Annotated in this window: 13 protein-coding genes and 1 other RNA gene; 7 read left to right on the plus strand and 7 right to left on the minus strand. The window is 44.5% G+C overall.

The genetic code is table 11. From position 1 onward, the window contains the following. Positions 1 to 57: 57 nt before the first annotated feature. The 3 genes from ppk1 to JV36_RS0105740 all read left to right on the plus strand — a co-directional run bounded on the left by ppk1 (position 58) and on the right by JV36_RS0105740 (position 5,134). A complete protein-coding gene (ppk1, locus tag JV36_RS0105730) occupies positions 58 to 2,130 on the plus strand; it encodes a polyphosphate kinase 1 (protein ID WP_032096374.1) in 2,073 nt (690 codons plus the stop codon). A gap of 16 nt (positions 2,131 to 2,146) precedes the next feature. Further along, complete coding sequence (gene ppx, locus JV36_RS0105735) at positions 2,147 to 3,679, plus strand: exopolyphosphatase (RefSeq protein WP_032096373.1); 1,533 nt, start codon at positions 2,147 to 2,149, stop codon at positions 3,677 to 3,679. A gap of 288 nt (positions 3,680 to 3,967) precedes the next feature. Beyond that, positions 3,968 to 5,134 (plus strand): DUF418 domain-containing protein, encoded by a 1,167-nt coding sequence (locus JV36_RS0105740; protein WP_032096372.1) that lies wholly within the window; start codon positions 3,968 to 3,970, stop codon positions 5,132 to 5,134. On the opposite strand, the gene JV36_RS0105745 is transcribed toward JV36_RS0105740, so the two are convergent. Then, the gene (locus JV36_RS0105745; protein ID WP_032096371.1) at positions 5,112 to 7,283 is read right to left on the minus strand and encodes an alpha/beta hydrolase family protein; all 2,172 of its coding nucleotides are present in this window, start codon (positions 7,281 to 7,283) and stop codon (positions 5,112 to 5,114) included. The genes JV36_RS0105740 and JV36_RS0105745 overlap by 23 nt on opposite strands. Positions 7,284 to 7,611: 328 nt before the next feature. Here JV36_RS0105745 and JV36_RS0105750 point away from each other — a divergent pair, with 328 nt between their 5' ends. Next, positions 7,612 to 8,076, plus strand: coding sequence for a hypothetical protein (locus JV36_RS0105750; RefSeq protein WP_032096370.1), 465 nt, complete (start codon positions 7,612 to 7,614; stop codon positions 8,074 to 8,076). A gap of 199 nt (positions 8,077 to 8,275) precedes the next feature. On the opposite strand, the gene JV36_RS0105755 is transcribed toward JV36_RS0105750, so the two are convergent. The 4 genes from JV36_RS0105755 to tkt all read right to left on the minus strand — a co-directional run bounded on the left by JV36_RS0105755 (position 8,276) and on the right by tkt (position 13,777). Beyond that, positions 8,276 to 9,175 carry a fructose bisphosphate aldolase gene (locus JV36_RS0105755; RefSeq protein ID WP_032096369.1) on the minus strand — a complete coding sequence of 300 codons (900 nt, stop codon included), beginning with the start codon at positions 9,173 to 9,175 and terminating at the stop codon, positions 8,276 to 8,278. A gap of 314 nt (positions 9,176 to 9,489) precedes the next feature. Continuing rightward, positions 9,490 to 10,665, minus strand: a complete 1,176-nt coding sequence (locus JV36_RS0105760; RefSeq protein WP_032096368.1) for a phosphoglycerate kinase — start codon at positions 10,663 to 10,665, stop codon at positions 9,490 to 9,492. A 92-nt stretch (positions 10,666 to 10,757) separates the two neighbouring features. Further along, a complete protein-coding gene (epd, locus tag JV36_RS0105765) occupies positions 10,758 to 11,768 on the minus strand; it encodes an erythrose-4-phosphate dehydrogenase (protein ID WP_032096367.1) in 1,011 nt (336 codons plus the stop codon). Between the two features lie 17 nt (positions 11,769 to 11,785). Then, positions 11,786 to 13,777, minus strand: a complete 1,992-nt coding sequence (tkt, locus tag JV36_RS0105770) for a transketolase (protein WP_032096366.1) — start codon at positions 13,775 to 13,777, stop codon at positions 11,786 to 11,788. Between the two features lie 408 nt (positions 13,778 to 14,185). Between tkt and metK the strand changes: the two genes are divergently transcribed. Together metK and JV36_RS0105780 are read left to right on the plus strand one after the other, a co-directional pair. Next, positions 14,186 to 15,331 carry a methionine adenosyltransferase gene (gene metK / locus JV36_RS0105775; RefSeq protein ID WP_032096365.1) on the plus strand — a complete coding sequence of 382 codons (1,146 nt, stop codon included), beginning with the start codon at positions 14,186 to 14,188 and terminating at the stop codon, positions 15,329 to 15,331. 378 nt (positions 15,332 to 15,709) lie between these two features. After that, complete coding sequence (locus tag JV36_RS0105780) at positions 15,710 to 16,186, plus strand: hypothetical protein (protein WP_235207787.1); 477 nt, start codon at positions 15,710 to 15,712, stop codon at positions 16,184 to 16,186. Between the two features lie 70 nt (positions 16,187 to 16,256). Here JV36_RS0105780 and JV36_RS0105785 read toward each other — a convergent pair whose 3' ends face one another. Then, positions 16,257 to 16,790 carry a 3'-5' exonuclease gene (locus JV36_RS0105785; protein WP_032096364.1) on the minus strand — a complete coding sequence of 178 codons (534 nt, stop codon included), beginning with the start codon at positions 16,788 to 16,790 and terminating at the stop codon, positions 16,257 to 16,259. 355 nt (positions 16,791 to 17,145) lie between these two features. Here JV36_RS0105785 and JV36_RS0105795 point away from each other — a divergent pair, with 355 nt between their 5' ends. After that, the gene (locus JV36_RS0105795) at positions 17,146 to 17,889 is read left to right on the plus strand and encodes a substrate-binding periplasmic protein (protein ID WP_442853180.1); all 744 of its coding nucleotides are present in this window, start codon (positions 17,146 to 17,148) and stop codon (positions 17,887 to 17,889) included. 186 nt (positions 17,890 to 18,075) lie between these two features. Here the strand turns inward: JV36_RS0105795 and rnpB are convergent. Continuing rightward, positions 18,076 to 18,427, minus strand: an RNA gene (gene rnpB / locus JV36_RS19225) — RNase P RNA component class A. Between the last annotated feature and the right edge of the window lie 28 nt (positions 18,428 to 18,455).

Below are 18,455 nucleotides of genomic sequence, written 5' to 3' on the forward strand. Positions count from 1 at the left end.
AAGTGTAATTAATGGATGACAGCCTTTGACCATTTTGTGAGTCTTGAATGAGAAATTATGGATAACAACGTTTTATATTATCCTGCGGAACTGAGTTGGTTAGCTTTTAACGAACGCGTGTTGCAGGAAGCCGCCGATCAAAACACCCCTGCTGTTGAACGTATACGCTTTTTAGGTATTTACTCAAACAACCTCGATGAATTTTATCGCGTAAGAGCGGCGGGTGTAAAAAGACAAATCACTATTGCACAAAACGACGGTAACGAAGAAGAAGCCGAGCGTCAGACAGCATTAATGGCTTTGATTCAAAAGAAGGTGGTTCAGCTTTCAGAAAAATTCGATAAAATTCATAAAGACGTAGTAAAAAGTTTAGCCCGATACAATATACATATACTTCGTAAAAACGACTTAGATGATTATCAGCAGCAGTGGGTTCGCAACTTTTTTATCAATAAAGTGCTGCGTCACATTGCGCCTATCATTATTGATAAAAAAACAGACCTTTTAAAACGGCTAAACGGCACGTCTGTTTATCTTTATGTAGCCCTGAGAAGAAAAGAGAAAAACACGAAATTCGCAGTCATTCAGGTTCCTACCACTGAAATGTCTCGCTTTATGCTTATTCCCCCAGAAAAAAGTAAAAAGAAAAAGCATATTATTATGCTCGACGACATGATTCAGCTTTGCCTTGAAGATATCTTTCGAGGTTTTATCAAGTTTGACGAGATAGAGTCATTTTCATTCAAGATGACTCGGGATGCAGAGTATTCCATCAACGATGAGATAGACGAAAGCTACGTTGAGAAGATGTCTGAAAGCATGAAGCAGCGCCTTATTGCAGAGCCGGTTCGGGTTATTTATGACACCGACATGCCAGACGATATGATGCAAGACCTGCGCAAGCGCCTTAAAATTACTAAGCTCGATACCATGCATGCCGCGGGACACTATCGTAACTTTAAGGACTTTATTGGCTTTCCCAACGTGGGCAGGGAATACCTTGAACATACGCCGCTGCCGGCTATTGATAGCAAAGCATTTTCGCAACACAACACCGTGTTTGATGCCATTACAGCCAACGATATTTTATTGCACTATCCTTATCACCGCTTTTTGCATTTCACTGAATTTTTGCGTCAGGCAGCTTTCGACCCTAATGTTCGCACCATACGCATTAATATTTACCGAGTGGCCAGTAACTCTCGCATCATTAACTCGCTCATTGACGCGGTGGATAACGGTAAAAAAGTGACCGTGGTTGTAGAGATACGCGCCCGTTTCGACGAAGAAGCTAATATTGAATGGTCGAAACGAATGACCGAGGCGGGAATTCGCGTTGTGCTTGGGGTGCCTACTCTTAAGATTCACTCGAAGCTGTGTATTGTGACGCGAGAAGAGCGTGGAACTTTAGTTAATTACGCCCATTTCGGTACGGGTAACTTTAACGAGAAAACCGCTAAGATATACACCGATTACAGCTTGTTTACGCGCAATCAAGAGTTAGCTGACGAAGGCGTAGCGGTGTTTGACCTTATTCAATACCCATACCGCCGTTATAAATTCCAGCATTTACAAATTTCGCCGCTGAACTCTAGAACCAAGATCCAGTCGTTAATTCGTCAGGAAATACAGCATTTAAACCAAGGCCATGATGCGCAAATAACGTTCAAAATCAACAACCTTGTTGATAAAGAGTTGATTGACGATTTATACCGAGCTAGCCAAGCTGGCGTTAAGATTCGCGGTATAGTTCGCGGTATGTGCTCACTGAACCCAGGTCTTAAAGGTATTAGCGACAACATTGAAATTATCTCTATTGTCGATAGATTCTTAGAACACCCCCGCGTGATGATTTTTGAAGGCGGTGGTGACCGAAAAGTGTTTATCTCTTCTGCCGATTGGATGACACGCAACATGGACAATCGTATAGAAGTGGGCTGCCCAGTTTACGATAGAACCTTGCAGCAGCGCATTGTTGATATTATGGAGCTGCAGTTTAACGATACGCTGAAAGCGCGCGTTATCAACTCTGATCAGACGAATAATTATGTACTGCGCGGTAATCGCAGAAAGGTACGCTCTCAAATAGAAATATACGACTACCTTAAACAACTTGAAGACAACCTGTAGGATAACCTAATCACTAATGACTGAGCATGAATCCATCTTTGACGGTGTAGAGTCCCGGGAAGTAAGTAAAGTCGCCGCGCTAGATATTGGCTCAAACAGCTTTCACCTTGTCGTGGCGAGAATTGTAGCGGGATCTGTTCAAATTCTTCACCGCGTTAAACAGAAGGTGAGACTTGCCGAAGGGCTAGATGACGACAATATTTTGTCTGATGAAGCCATAGAACGTGGCCTTGCCATGCTCAAAGTCATTGCTGAAAGTTTAAAAGGCTTCGAGCCCGATTCAGTCAGAATTGTGGCCACGCACACCCTGCGAAAAGCGCGAAACGCCAGACAGTTTATTCGCGCAGCAAAAGACGTGCTGCCCTACCCCATTGAAGTTATCTCCGGGGTGGAAGAAGCGCGCTTAATCTACTCCGGTGTTGCCCACACTAATCATGCTGATGGCCAGCAACTGGTGGTAGATATAGGCGGTGGTTCAACGGAGTTTGTTATTGGCAAAGGGTTTAAACCTCTACTTTGTAGAAGCTTGCAAATGGGCTGCGTAAGCTACACCCAGAAATTTTTTGCTAACGGCGAGCTAAAGCGCAGTGCGTTTAATAAAGCAATAACCAGTGCCGCTCAAGAGCTTGAGATGATAGACGTTAAGTATCGCAAGCTTGGCTGGGTGCAGTGTGTTGGCACCTCGGGGACTATTCGCTCTTTATTCACACTATGTCAGCAAGACAAAACCAACGAACACGATATTCCCGTTACGTTGAAAGCCTTGCGTAGCCTTATGGACCAATTCATTGATGCGGGGCATGTTGATAAGCTGGACTTTCCCAATTTAAGCGAAGATCGCCGTGTAGTAATAGCCGGTGGTATCGCTATTTTAATTGCAGTGTTTAAGGCTTTAAATATTAAAGCACTTGTTTATTCCCCTGCGGCATTGCGCGAAGGCGTGCTTTACCAAATGGAAGACGAGCTTCATCACGCGGATATTCGTGGAAGAACGGCCAGTAGCTTAGCAACCCGTTATGATGTGGATACCTCGCAAGCAACCATGGTGTTAAATACCTCGCTAATGCTGCTGCGAAAAGCGGAAAAAGCATGGAAGCTCAAAGGCCAAGACTTTAAAAATATGCTGGGTTGGGCAGCGCTGCTGCACGAAGTAGGTATACAAATTAATTCCCGTGGCGTACAGCGTCACAGTGCCTATATTCTCGCTAATGTTGATATGCCCGGCTTCACTCAAGAGCAGCAGTTATTGTTAGCCACATTAGTGCGTTTTCATCGTAAGAAAATACGCATTAGTGACTTACCTAGCTTTAACCTTTTTGACAGCAACGCCGTGAAGCGCCTTATTGCACTGCTAAGGCTCGGGGCGTTACTTAATTTAAAACGACAAGAGCAATTCTTGCCAGATATGACCATTGACGTTAACCCATCATCATTATCGTTGCGCTTTCCTGAAGGTTGGCTTGAGGAAAAGCCCATTTTATCTGCTGATTTAGCCAGTGAGAGCCAGCATTGGCAAGCGTTAGACTTAGAGTTATTGATTAATAGCTAGCTGGGTTTCTCTCTACAGCGTTTAACATCAAGAAAATAGCTAGCAGTAGTGCTAGCTATTTTTTTAGACGTTAAACGCTGGGGCAATGTAACAAGTAACAGAGGCAGTATCGCTGGTGTCGCATGTCGTCTTAAAAACACTCCAGAAAAATCATAGGCGCAAAACACATAAACGTTTCGATACATTTTTCACTTCGATCTTATTTATCAGACTCGCTACACTGCTGTAACTCCAAACTGCTGTAACTCCAAACTAATGGCACTCCATCTTCTTTTACAAGGAATGTAAATGCGAATTCAATCAATAGACGCCATTCGAGGCCTAGCTATCCTCGGTATACTCTTTTTAAATATTACGTTTCACCAAAATTTTTACACTGGATACGCGTTTTTTGAAGAACCGCTTTTATCTGATGACATCATTTCGCTAGTTAATGCCCTTTTCTTAGATGGAAGATTCCGCTCGTTATTTTGTTTGCTCTTTGGCGCAGGCTTGGCTATTCAATTTGAACACTGCCAATCGCGAGGATACGATTTTCTAACATTTTCTAAGTCGCGACTAAAGTGGCTTTTTGTATTTGGACTGCTGCACGGCGTATTCATTTTTGGTGGCGACATTCTGCTTTACTACAGTATTTGTGCGTTTTTAATTCTAAAGAATTTTTCCCTGAGCCAAGACGACCTCAAAAAGAAAAGCCTCAATTTTTTGGTAATAGGCAGCGTTATTATGCTTGTTGTTGGCGTGATATCAGCATATTTTTACGAATTCGGCAGCGAACTTCCACTTAGAGCCAGTGAGGTTTATAGCGAAGAAGTGGCGCAGTGGCAGAGCAGCTATTTATTCCAAATTGAAACACAAGCTACCTTTCAGATAATAAGTATTGCTGTCGCTCCATTTACTATGTTGTGGCAATCTATGGGCCTTATGATGTTTGGCGCGTACCTTTACCGAAATGGCTTTTTCAACGAGGGCTTTTCTTCAGCGTCGTTTATAAAGATAGCCGCCATTGCAATAGTGACATCCATCGTTTCGACCCTTCCTTTGATATTGATTGAGCAAGTGACGGCAGATGTCACACCGATGCTGTCGAGTGTCCCAGCTATCTTTTGCGCGTTGGTTTACGCTCATTTATTCGTTAAGGTAAAAAATACAGCAGCGTGGTGGTATCAGTCGCTAGTTAACTGCGGAAAAATGGCGTTTACGCTATACCTCACTCAATCAATTGCGATGGCGGTGCTCTTTCGAATAGTCATGCCTGCGTACTTCACTGACTTTGCCTTTACAGTCACCTTGCTCGATTTGCTTATCATTACGTTAGCCTTTACTGCTATTCAGATAGTGCTGGCGAATATAATGGCTAAGCACCTCCGCCAAGGCCCTTTTGAAGCCCTTTGGCGAAAGTTGTATTTAAATAGCTTTTATAAGAAACGTACTAAGGAGCATCTGGCGTTGTAACGTCATCAGCACCGCTGTACTTTTTAAACCACGCTAAGATATTTTCTACCTTGCCAATCATTCGCGACGGTTTTGCGGCAATGCCATGAGACGATTCAGGTACTTTTACGAGTACTGTATCTACTTTCTGAATTTTAAGCGCTTGGTAAAACTGCTCAGTTTCAGACATAGGAGTACGTTTATCGTTCACTCCAGTGATAAGCATGGTAGGCGTTGTAACATTGCCAACTAGCGACAGTGGTGAGCGCTTCCAATAATGCTCTACGTTATCCCAAGGTTTGCCAGGGAACTGAAAAGGTATTTGGTATAGCCCTGAGTCAGCGGTAAGCACTTTAGACAGCCAATTAATAACAGGCTTTGCTACTACCGCTGCTTTAAACCTATCCGTTAGACCAATGGCATAAGCAGATGCAATTCCCCCGGCTGAGCCACCGGTGATGTAAAGCTTTTCAGGGTCGGCAATGCCTTTTTCAATGAGCGCATCAACGCCCGACATGTGATCGGCAAAGTCATACTTTGAGCTGTACTTGCCTTGAAGTAACAAAGCAAAACGCTCTCCATAGCCAGTGCTGCCTCGGTGATTATCGTAAAACACTACGTAGCCTTCGGCCGCCATTCGTTGTAACTCTGCCGTAAACACTGGGCCATAGGCCAAATTTGGACCGCCATGAATTTCTAAAATCAGTGGGTAGGTTTTACTGCTGTCGTAGTCTGGAGGAAGAATATACCAGCCCTGAATTTCCTCTCCATCTATTGAAGACTTGTAAACAATCTCTTTCACTTCACCCAGCGTTTTGTGGCCAAGTACATCTTCATTCAGCGACGTCAGTTGACGCTCATCATCGCTGGTAACATATAAGTCAGCAGGTCTGTTAGTAGTACCTTTTGTGTAGGCAATAACATCACCCGCGGCGTGGTATGTGGCAAAGACGTATGGCCTGCCTAATGTAGTGCCCCCCAACCCAGATGCCATATTGGTTACTTTACCCGATAGCGACACACTATCGACTTGCGCAAGACCTCTTACCGACTGCTGAAAATAGATGTTCTTATTATCTTTCCATACAAAGTTAGACACGGAATTGTCGATGGTTTCAGTGAGATTTTTGTGCTCTGTACCATCGGCATTCATCACATACAAATACGTATTTTTATACATGACTTTTTCATCGCTTCGGCGTTCATAAGCGACATATTTGCCATTAGGCGATACAACGGGTGACGCTTCACGACCTTTAAAACTGGTTAGCTGCTCGATATGCCCCAGCATGTCTACCGTATAAATGTCTGCTTCTATTGGCTCGTATTCCCAGTTGCTGCTTCGATTGGCTGAAAAGTAAATTTTTGCGCCGTCATGAGAGAAGCTTAAGCTTCCGCGATGGTGATAATCACCAGAGGTAAGCTGCCTTGCGGTACCGCCTTGTGATGGCACGACAAATATATGTGTATACGCTGGCTCTAATACCCCTCTTCCGTCGGCTTGGTACCTTGCTTTAGTAATATATTCAAAGCTCGGAGACCAGTTGGCCCCTTTCGGCTTTTTAGGCATATTGACTTTCAGCGGCTTTTCTTCGGCATCAACGTTCATAGTAAATGCAATGTGCTTTCCATCAGGCGACCAGGTAATGGAGCTAGGGGAAGAGGTGACATTGGTAACAAGTGCCGTTTGCCCTGTATCCATCCAGCGTACATACAGCTGTGGCTTTCCTTCTTCGTTCGACAAGTACGCCAAACGTTTTCCATCAGGAGACCAACGGGGCGAGTAGAAATTATGTTTAGACGATAGTAAAGGCCGGTGCTGACTGCCATCGACGCTGGCAAGCCAGATATTAGCGCGCGTGCTATCTGACATAATGTCATTAGAGCGACGCACGTAGACCACCTGCTTTTTATCTGGCGATACCTGTGCTTCGCTGACATATTCTAAATTGAAAATATCTTCTGACGCAAAGTGGTGAGCTTTATTGGATGCTGGTGATGTTGGCGTCGAATTCACAGTGCTAGTGTCTTCTTGAGCCACGCTGGTAGCGGGAAGTAACGTACTCAGCAAAGAAGTACCTAAGGAAAATAATATGGCCGTAGAAATGCGCCCTGTAGAAAATGACTTCTTGGTTGTTTTGCGATGTGGGTGTAAATAATGTGCTGTCATTGTTGCCCTATTCTTTTTTATTTTTGATCGTCAAACTTGTTCAGCTCTTATACTAGCGCAATCAAAGGCCATGAAGATAAAGCGGGGTTAAATATGCGGCCACTCACTCGATTTAGTCGATAAAATGTACATACTTTTAAGACAAACTGTTCTTTATTTAAAGCTGTAGACCACGCTTGCTGCGATTTACTCTTACTGCTTCCTTTGCTCTTCGTGCATTTATAGAGTCTAGTTTTAAGCAACAGCTAACCGTATACGAAGGGAGAATATTGAAAAAGTAGATGACATGGTAGTGTGACTTTACCAACAAAAAGGTGGCATTAGGTATATGCATAATCATCATGGTGAATACAAAAGCGCAGTGAGCGAGCAGCTTGTACTCTTTTCTGCAAGAGGCCCGTGGAATGACGAAACAATGCGACATGGCGTGGTCAAACTCTCACAACACATAGAGACCGTATCAAGCAACACAGACAATCCAAGCAAGCAGTGGGCGCAATTAAGTGTGTTATATGGTGAAAGCCTTATGCCTCCATCCACATTTGATATTTTCATCAAGCAAACCCGCATTCGTCAAACTCGTGGATTAAGATTACTTGCAGTGGTAATTAAAGATTCTGATGTGGCAATGACAATAAGACAGCAACTGCGCTTTTGTTACGATGCAGCAGAGATTGAATATGCGTTTTTTGATGACATTGATGACGCCCTTAACGCTATTTCCCAAGCAGGTTTACGTTTTGATGAACGAGAAGTCAGGCAGTTTTTAAGTCAAAATGACTTTTCATCTTGAGCCTAAGGCCTTTTCACTTTCTTTTTGAAAACGGGATATTTCAGCACGGGATAAACAGGCACAAAAAAGGAGAGCGATGCTCTCCTTTTGTTTATGTCTATTTTGCAAAGCTCATATTTCGAAGCGTCTGTTGCAAATCTTATGACGCAAAGCTAATGCCGCTCATGACGGCAAAACACAATGCCATACAAGCGCTAAATTAAGACTTAGAAGCAGTATAAATACCGTCTATTGCGGTATCGAGTAGTGCTTCAAATTCTTCTTTAGACTGCTTGGCAGAGGTACCCTCGGTAAGTGCGCGAGAGAAGCTTGCGATCATGCCTTGGTTTTCTGACAACTTTGCATTAGCGTCGTTGCGAGTATAACCGCCAGATAAGGCAACTACTTTTAGTACACGTGGATTGTCTACTAACTCTTTGTAGAAGTTGGCTTGGTCAGGCAAGGTTAGTTTTAACATCACCTCTTGCCCTTCACTTAACAAGTTAAGCTGGGTAAGGATCTCAAGCTTAAGGAGTGCTTCAGCTTCGGCTTTCTGCGGGCTGTGAATATCAACCTCTGGCTCGATAATAGGCACAAGTCCTGCGGCAAGAATTTGCTTACCTACTTCGAATTGCTGCTCTACTACGGCTTTAATACCCTGTTGGTTAGCCAGTTTTACTACGCTTCGCATTTTAGTACCAAACACGTCTTGCGCCACGGCCTTCGCTAGCAATGCGTCAAGTTCTGGCATCGGCTTCATGAGCTGTACGCCATCGCTTTCTTCTTGAAGCCCTTTGTCTACTTTCAAAAACGGAATAACACGCTTCTTCTGCCACAAATAGTGAGCAGTGGACATGCCTTCAATTTCTCTATCTAAGGTATTTTCAAACAAGATAGCGCCTAGAACGCGCTCGCCGCTGAAAGGAGCACTAGTAATAATACGAGTGCGCATGTCGTGTACAAGGTTGAACATTTCTTCGTCTGAACTGTATTCTGACTCTTCAATACCATAAAGACGTAGCGCTTTCGGTGTACTGCCGCCGCTTTGATCTAACGCTGCAATAAAACCGATTTGTGTGTTGAGTTTATCCAGCATAGATTGCTGAGCTTGTGATGCCATTGCAACACTCCTTTTATATTGTTCTGCCTATACGACAGCTGTAGGGTTTATAGTTATTTCGTCAGCAAACATCACTGTAAAGCTAACCAGTTCTTTTTCACAAAGAACCTTTTTTAAAAAAAGAGTTTTTCGAAAAGCGCCGTTTTCAAAGATGGTTGCTCTTTAAAAAGGGGCACTTTCGAAAGGCGCTTACCTACACCATGTTATTGCTGTTTTCAGTATAGGTAAGCACCGGTAGCATACTAGGCGCTATTTCTTACGTTATAGTTTCAAGTGAGTTAATTTGATTAGCTAACTTGAGGCAACGACAGCGCTTATTTATTTTTTTCTTCTAGTATCGCTACAGCAGGCAGTGTTTTTCCTTCAAGAAACTCAAGGAATGCACCACCACCTGTTGATATGTAAGAGACCTTATCGGCAATCCCATACTTATCGACTGCTGCAAGTGTATCACCGCCCCCTGCAATAGAGAATGCGTCACTTGCTGCAATTGCTTCAGACAGGGCTTTCGTACCTGCGCTGAACTGTTCAAATTCAAATACACCGACCGGGCCATTCCACACAATGGTACCCGCATTTTTAATAATGCTTTCCAGAGCTTTCGATGAGTCTGGGCCAATATCAAAAATCATATCTTCATCAGTGACTTCAGACACGTGCTTTAACGTGGCCTCAGTATTTTCATCAAACGCTGCACCTACCACTACATCGGTTGGCACAGGAATGTTTCCGCCATTTGCCTGGGCGTTGTTCATTAGCTGAGTAGCTTGTTCCGTCAGGTCCATCTCAACCAGTGATTTACCTACATTGTGGCCTTGGGCAGCAATAAATGTGTTTGCTATACCGCCACCTACAATAAGCTGATCAACCTTTTCTGCCAGTGTTTTTAATACGGTTAGCTTAGTCGATACTTTTGACCCACCAACAATGGCCACCATTGGGCGCTTAGGATTATCTAGTGCTTTACCTAGTGCATCGAGTTCGGCAGCTAGAAGCGGCCCGGCACATGCTTGGGTAGCAAATTTCGCTACACCATGTGTAGAAGCTTGTGCACGGTGAGCAGTACCAAATGCATCCATCACGAAAATATCGCACAGTGCAGCATATTGTTTGGAAAGGGTTTCGTCGTCTTTCTTCTCGCCTTCATTGAAGCGTACGTTTTCTAGGATCACTAGTTCGCCATCGACAAGCTCAACACCGTCTAGGTAGTCTTTAACAAGCTTTACAGGTACATCGAGGGCGTCGTTTAGGTAATCGACAACAGGTTGAAGTGAAAACTCTTCGGCAGGCTCGCCTTCAGTTGGACGGCCAAGGTGAGACATCACCATAACGGCAGCTCCAGCGTCGAGCGCGGCTTTAATTGTTGGAATTGATGCTTTAATGCGAGCATCTGAGGTTACTTTGCCGTTTTTAACCGGTACGTTTAAATCTTGTCTAATGAGAACACGCTGACCGTGCAAGGCCATATCGTTCATACTTGGAATTGGCATCATCTTTCCTATGTTAATTTAAAAATGTTGTCATTCATTAACGTGTGAAAGCTGCGCGGGTTGGTGCCACCAACCCTGGCAGCATTTACGATTTATTTTGCTTCAAACATCACTTTGGCTGTGTCTAGCATTCGATTTGCAAAGCCCCATTCATTGTCACACCACACCAGAGTTTTAACTAACTGCTTGTGGCTTACGCGAGTTTGTGTGCCATCTACAATACACGAGTGTGGGTCGTGATTGAAATCTACTGATACCAGAGGCTCTTCGGTGTAGTCTAAAATTCCCTGCAAGCGACCGTCTTTTGCCTTTCGTAACGCTTGGTTGACTTGCTCAATAGACACTTCACTTTCGAGGCTAACACTTAAGTCCATCGCGGTGACGTTGATGGTGGGTACCCTTACCGCTATTGCTTCGAACTTGCCGGCAAATTTGGGTAAAATACGTTCAATACCCGCCGCCAAGCGCGTATCTACAGGAATGATAGATTGGCTTGCAGCCCGAGTTCGACGTAAATCTTCATGGTATGCATCGATAACTTGCTGGTCATGCATTGATGCATGAATGGTGGTAATTGTGCCACTAAGTACACCAAATGCCGCATCGAGAGCCTGAATTACAGGGACAATACAATTTGTGGTGCACGAGCCGTTAGAGACTAATTTATGGTCACTGGTTAAGGTATCTTCGTTAGTACCGAAAATGACTGTGTTGTCTAAATCGGGAGAACCAGGAGATGAAAACAGCACTTTTTTAGCACCCGCATCGAGATGAGACTGACCTGAAGCACGATCATCAAATAAACCGGTACATTCAAGCACAATGTCTACACCTAGGGTTTCCCAGGGAAGATTGCTAATTTCGGCTTCAGCAAGCAGCTGGATATCATCGCCTGCTACCGACAGTGTTTTGTCTTTTAAGGCCACATCGAAACGAAACCGCCCGTGGGCGGTATCGTATTTCAGTAAATGTGCAATGCCTTCGGGCTTAGCAATGTCGTTAATGGCCACAACATTAAACTCATTATTACGCCCACTCTCGTAAAGTGCGCGTAATACGTTGCGACCAATTCGACCAAACCCATTTATGGCAATATTTACCATTGGCTTTTATTTACCTCTTACAGAGACAGCGCGGCCTCTATGACAGCGTCGGTAGTAATACCAAAGTGCTTGAACAGGTCGCCCGCAGGTGCCGATTCGCCAAAGGTATCCATACCGATAATAGCGCCATTAAGGCCAACATATTTGTACCAGCTATCTTTTGACAGTGCTTCAACCGCTACACGCTTGGTAACAGAAGAAGGCAATACGCTCTCACGGTAGTCTTTCGACTGGCGATCGAACACGTCTGTCGATGGCATTGATACCACGCGCACGGCCTTGCCTTGCTCGGTTAATGCAGCGGCGGCTTCTACTGCCAACTGAACTTCAGAACCCGTAGCAATAAGAATAATTTCAGGCGTGCTGTCACTATCGATAAGTACGTAGCCACCTTTCGCAATATCAGCCACTTGCTGTGAGGTTCTTTCTTGCTGCGCTAAACCTTGGCGCGTAAAGATAAGAGTGGTTGGGCCGTCAGTACGCTCGATTGCCGATTTCCACGACACCGCTGATTCCACTTGGTCGCAAGGACGCCAGTTATCAAGATTCGGTGTAGAGCGAAGCGCAACCACTTGCTCAACAGGTTGGTGAGTTGGACCATCTTCGCCCAAACCGATTGAGTCATGTGTGTACACAAAAATAGCAGGCTGCTTCATTAGTGCTGCCATGCGCACTGCGTTACGTGCGTATTCCATAAACATCAAGAATGTTGCACCGTATGCTTTAAAGCCGCCGTGTAGCGTAATGCCATTCATCATGGCAGACATACCAAACTCGCGTACACCGTAGTAAACATAGTTACCCGATGCATCGTTAGCTTCAACGCCTTTACTGCCTTCCCAAATTGTTAGGTTAGAGCCTGCTAGGTCAGCAGAGCCACCTAATAGTTCTGGCAACAATGGACCAAACGCATTCAGCGCATTTTGAGACGCTTTTCGCGACGCAATGTTTTGCGGATTAGCTTGCAGCTCGGCAATGATTGCATCTGCTTTGTCACTGAAATCAACTGGCAGTTCACCGTTAACTCGGCGCTTAAATTCTGCGGCTAGTTCAGGGTATGCGGCTTCATAAGCTGCAAAAGCATCGTTCCATGCCGACTCTGCTTCACCGCCTTTACCTTTGCCATCCCACTGAGCGTATATGTCATCAGGAATTTCAAACGCGCCGTGTTTCCAGCCTAGCTTTTCACGTGTCGCTACAATTTCATCATCACCTAGCGGTGCACCGTGACAAGACTCAGTGCCTTCTTTATTTGGAGAACCAAAACCGATGGTCGTTTTACAACAAATAAGGGTTGGCTTAGCGCTATTTTCTTGCGCTTTTTCGATGGCAGCTTTAACTTGTTCTGCATCGTGACCGTCTACACCTTCAATCACATCCCAGCCGTAGCTTTTAAAGCGTGCTGCCGTGTCGTCGGTAAACCAACCTTCAACTTCACCGTCAATTGAAATGCCGTTGTCATCCCAAAACGCGATAAGTTTGCCTAAACCTAAGGTACCTGCAAGAGAACACGTTTCGTGTGAGATACCTTCCATTAAGCAGCCATCGCCAAGGAATGTATAAGTGTAATGATCAACAATGTCGTGACCATCGCGGTTAAACTGAGCCGCAAGTACTTTTTCAGCTAGCGCCATACCAACTGCATTGCTCACGCCTTGGCCTAATGGGCCTGTAGTGGTTTCTACACCAGGTGCATAACCATATTCTGGGTGACCCGGGGTTTTAGAATGCAATTGGCGGAAGTTTTTAAGCTCTTCAATCGGCAGTTCGTAGCCCGATAGATGAAGCAGTGAATATAACAGCATTGACCCATGACCATTCGAAAGCACGAAGCGATCGCGGTTAGCCCATGATGGGTTAGCTGGATTATGGGATAAAAAGTCCTGCCATAATACTTGAGCAATGTCGGCCATCCCCATTGGGGCGCCTGGGTGACCTGATTTAGCTTGTTGAACCGCATCCATACTTAATGCACGGATAGCATTGGCGAGTTCGCGACGAGAGGGCATGTTGTCTCCTGGTTATAATTCGTATCTAAGCGAGCGTGGAGGTAAGTCGCGCATTCGACTTAAGCTCTGCTTTTTTAATGTACGTTTGAATGTGGCGTTATTCTTACCCATGCCACCGCACAGTTCAATGGGTTTATAATGCCAAAAGCGAAACTACTCACAAAAAATGGTCTATTAAGCAAAACACACGTAAATGCTCATTGATAAAACGCAAATTTGTATGTCAGTACTCGACGTTGTTCGATCTCAATACTTAACTAAAAAAGAGAAACTGATCGGTAAATGTCAACAAATCGTAACGGTTTAGAGCCACAAGACTTTTAGACGTCTAGAAGTAAAGACTGGTATTTATAACTTGATTTAGTACAATACAAATAATTTCGATAATTAAATGCAAACGGAGTACACATGGCCACGAATCTATTCACTTCTGAATCGGTTTCTGAAGGACATCCGGATAAAATCGCTGACCAAATTTCAGATGCAGTGCTTGACGCTATATTAGAGCAAGACTCTCGGGCACGTGTTGCCTGCGAAACCTATGTAAAAACAGGTATGGTTTTGGTTGGCGGTGAAGTTACCACGTCAGCATGGGTTGATATTGAAGAAATCACTCGAAATACAGTGAAAGAGATTGGTTATACCCATTCTGATATGGGTTTTGATGCCGATTCGTGCGCCGTGCTTAACGCTATTGGTAAGCAGTCTCCCGATATTAACCAGGGTGTAGACCGCGCCAGCTTAGAAGAGCAAGGTGCAGGCGACCAAGGTTTAATGTTCGGTTACGCAAGTGACGAAACCGACGTACTTATGCCAGCGCCTATCACTTACTCCCACCGTTTAGTACAAAAGCAAGCTGAAGTACGCAAATCGGGCAAGCTTGATTGGCTGCGTCCTGATGCGAAAAGCCAGATCACGTTTAAATACGAAAATGACAAGCCTGTTGGCATTGATGCAGTAGTGTTATCAACACAGCATTGCGACTCAGTGTCTACTGATACCGTTCGCGAAGCCGTCATGGAAGAGATAATTAAACCGGTTCTGCCAAGCGAATGGATTGATGGAAATACCCAATTTCACATTAACCCAACCGGTCGATTCGTTATTGGTGGCCCAATGGGCGACTGTGGTTTAACCGGCCGCAAAATAATTGTTGATACCTACGGCGGTATGGCACGTCACGGCGGTGGTGCATTCTCAGGAAAAGACCCATCAAAAGTTGACCGCAGTGCGGCTTACGCTGGACGTTATGTAGCGAAGAATATCGTAGCGGCAGGGTTAGCAAAGCGCTGTGAAATTCAAATTTCTTACGCTATCGGCGTTGCGCAGCCTACCTCTATCAGCATCGATACTTTTGGTACCGGCGTGGTTGATGAAAAAACATTGGTTGCACTAGTGCGCGAACATTTTGACCTTCGCCCATACGGCTTAATTAAGATGTTGGACCTTGAGCGTCCAATTTACCGTGCAACTGCTGCCTACGGACACTTTGGCCGTGAAGCTTTCCCTTGGGAAGCGACTGACAAAGCCGAAGCGCTTAAAGCATCCATTTAGTTAAATAAATAAGGGCGTGTTAGCGCCGCTAAAAAGCCCTCGTTAATGCGATAAGCATATTTATAGCGGGGGCTTTTTGTTTTTTAAAGTAAAAGAATTTGCGTTAAGTATTTTAAATGCATTTCCGTAACCTGCATTTTTGTCTATGCTTAGATAAAGCTATTTATGCTTTACTAGTTAGCCAATTAAAAAGTTGCTGTTAAATAAGTAGCTATAAAAATACGTACTGCATCAGTGTGATACCGTAGACGCCGATAAGCAGTGCCATAATAAGATTGTTGAGTAAAGAGTGGTGCTCTTATTCTTTCTTTACTCTAAACTTCTTTGTTGCTGATTGTGTTGTAACAAGCAATGAAATTGACACTTAAAGTGAAACACATGACAACCAAGCGCTTCTACGTTTTATTGCTACTATGCGGACTCTGTTTTGCCGCTAGCAATGCGAGTGCGCGTGAAAGAAGTGTGGAATCTAACTTTGGTCCCATTCATTTTAAAAGCGCAAAGATGGCAAACTGGCAGCTGAAAAGCCGCTACAGACCACATTCCATCACAGAAACCCATCAGTACGACAGTAGCTTTACCTACCCCGCCGGTTCGCAAACGTCTGTGAGTGCCAAACGCAGTTTTAATACGCGCTTACCTCAACATGTTTACGCCACGTACAATACGAAAAACACGGCATTTAGTCATTACGCAGAGTGGCTGTATGTTCCAACAGATATAGGCACGTTTACCCGATTAGGATGGCTTTTAGGCGATAATAAAGGGTTGAACATGGCAGTAGAAATTGAACATCGGCAGGTTGGAGAAGAAGAAAACATGGCGCTTTCTCTAGGTGTGCATTACCTCTTTTAAGGGGTTGTGTTTCAAAGGTAGGCTCTTAGTTCGTTTTGGCTTTATTTGTTTTCCCTTATTTGTCTTGCCCTTATTTACATTGTTTAGGCGACTGGTGAGCCTTTTTACTGGCCTTAATCTGAGTTTGTATAAACGTTTGCTGAATTAAATAGGCGTCGGCACTAGCTCTATGTCGCTGGGTATCTAAATTCACTGATAAATCATCCTTCACCTCATGCCACATGTTCATCTGCGGCTCGCTCAAAATGTATTCCATTGCCCTGCACGTAAACGCCATCTCAACCTGAGCGGCGCTAAACAGCTTTATCAACCATGGGTTATCAACCACCCAACCGTCACTGTACACTATGGTATTGCCTAAAAAGTGATTAAGCTCGTGACACACTCTCACAGGCTCAACGCCGCGAGTGTGAAGCATCTCTCTTGTTATACCGTGCAGTTGTTCGGCTTTATCATCCCAGTGGATCCACGAATCAAACGGGCGGATCAATTTACACCACTTTGCACCATCATAGCGCACGATGCCGACTTCAATGGGGTAACTCGCCGCCCCAAAACCACTTGCTTCAACATCGACGATAGAAGGGAGCCATCTATTTTGCACTTTTTCTCCGCATAATTAATTACTAGCACGTTATATTGCTGACACACTGCACCTGTATCTTAAAGGGTAGCAGTACATTTTTCTTTTAGGCTACTAAAAGCCGACTCAGCCGAATATACGCACTTTTTCTTATTTTTTACTTCTAGCATCGCAATAGTAGAATCATGCCACTTTTCATCATCGTTAATTTGCACTACTCTGACCACATGGGTTGCGTTTAAAGCGTCTCGCTTATTAATAAACAATACCTAAAAACGTCTAAACAAACGATGCAAGCGCTGTTGATGGAATCTTTAGTCTTTTTTATAAATGATGCAGTGTTTACGAGCGACTTTTTACGATGTGGATGGACCCAGTGAAACGACGAATATATCGAATTTTAGTAAAGATGTTGCTGCTCTCGTTAGCCTCTTCAGCCTGTATTGCCAAGGAATCGCTGAGATATAATCTAGGTACTTCAGGCAGCTCAATACCCTATGAAAATGCGGTGGACTCTCTTCGTCCTGGCATAATGGTTGAATTACTACCATTAATTATGGACACTGCCGGGTTTAAAACCGAAAAAGTTATGCTATCCACAAAGCGAGCTGCGCAGGCGTTTAAAAATGGGGCACTCGATTTTGACTTTTTCAGCCCAGAATGGGTGCCATCAAATGAAGCAAACGGTAACTTTGTTTTCACCGACCCTATTATCGACGTAACAGAGTACTTTATTACCCTTCCAGAAAATGTAGACCGTTATCACACTCGTAACCAAATTCGTAAAGACAGTATTGTTGGTACCGTAGAAGGCTACGTTTATTTTGACGCTGATACCTTTACGCCTCTCGCCTTTCAATCGGAAAGTGACCTCATATTGGCCTTGCGTAATCAACGGATAGAAGTGGCAATTATGGAAGAGGCCGTTGCTCGCTATTGGTCTGCTAAACACGGTGTTGAAATTAGTTTAGGCGCTATTCACACCAAAGGCTCCCTCGCCCTTCGTTTGCATAGCCGACATAAAGATAAGATAGGCACGTTGAATAACGCCATAAAGAAGTTAAGAGCTGAGGAGAGGATTCAATCAATAATCGACAAATACGCCGATTTCTCTATCTAACTGCCAGATAGCAGCTATCGGGCTATGTTTGCCAACGAGTTAATGTCTTGCTATTACCTTGCAAAGAAGCTTTTAAAAAGAGCGTTCACGAAAGGTTAAATAAAGGCTTAATCGCCTTATCGCCGCGCAAAACGTATATGCCGACGAAAGTGGTAAACAACGTGATTACGTTGCTCACAAAAATAAAGGTGGAGTTGGCCGATAAGCCGGGTTCTGTCGTGGGCAACCATTCCTCTAGATCAGCAATTACTCACTGATTCAAGCAACCTACCCGATCCCCATGCGGGCCACACGTTAAGGGATCCTATTTGGTCTTGCTCCGGGTGGAGTTTACCTCGCCACACTCTGTTACCAGAGGTGCGGTGCGCTCTTACCGCACCCTTTCAGCCTTACCGGCATGTAAACATGCTTAGGCGGTCTTCTCTCTGCTGCACTTGTCGTCGGCTCACGCCGCCCAGACGTTATCTGGCACCCTGCCCTTTGGAGCCCGGACTTTCCTCCCCTTTCTTGCGAAAGCGGCGATTGCCTGGCCAACTCCGCGGCGCATTCTACAGTAAGCCAACATT

Source organism: Alteromonas sp. LOR (assembly GCF_000753865.1).
Classification (GTDB): domain Bacteria; phylum Pseudomonadota; class Gammaproteobacteria; order Enterobacterales; family Alteromonadaceae; genus Alteromonas.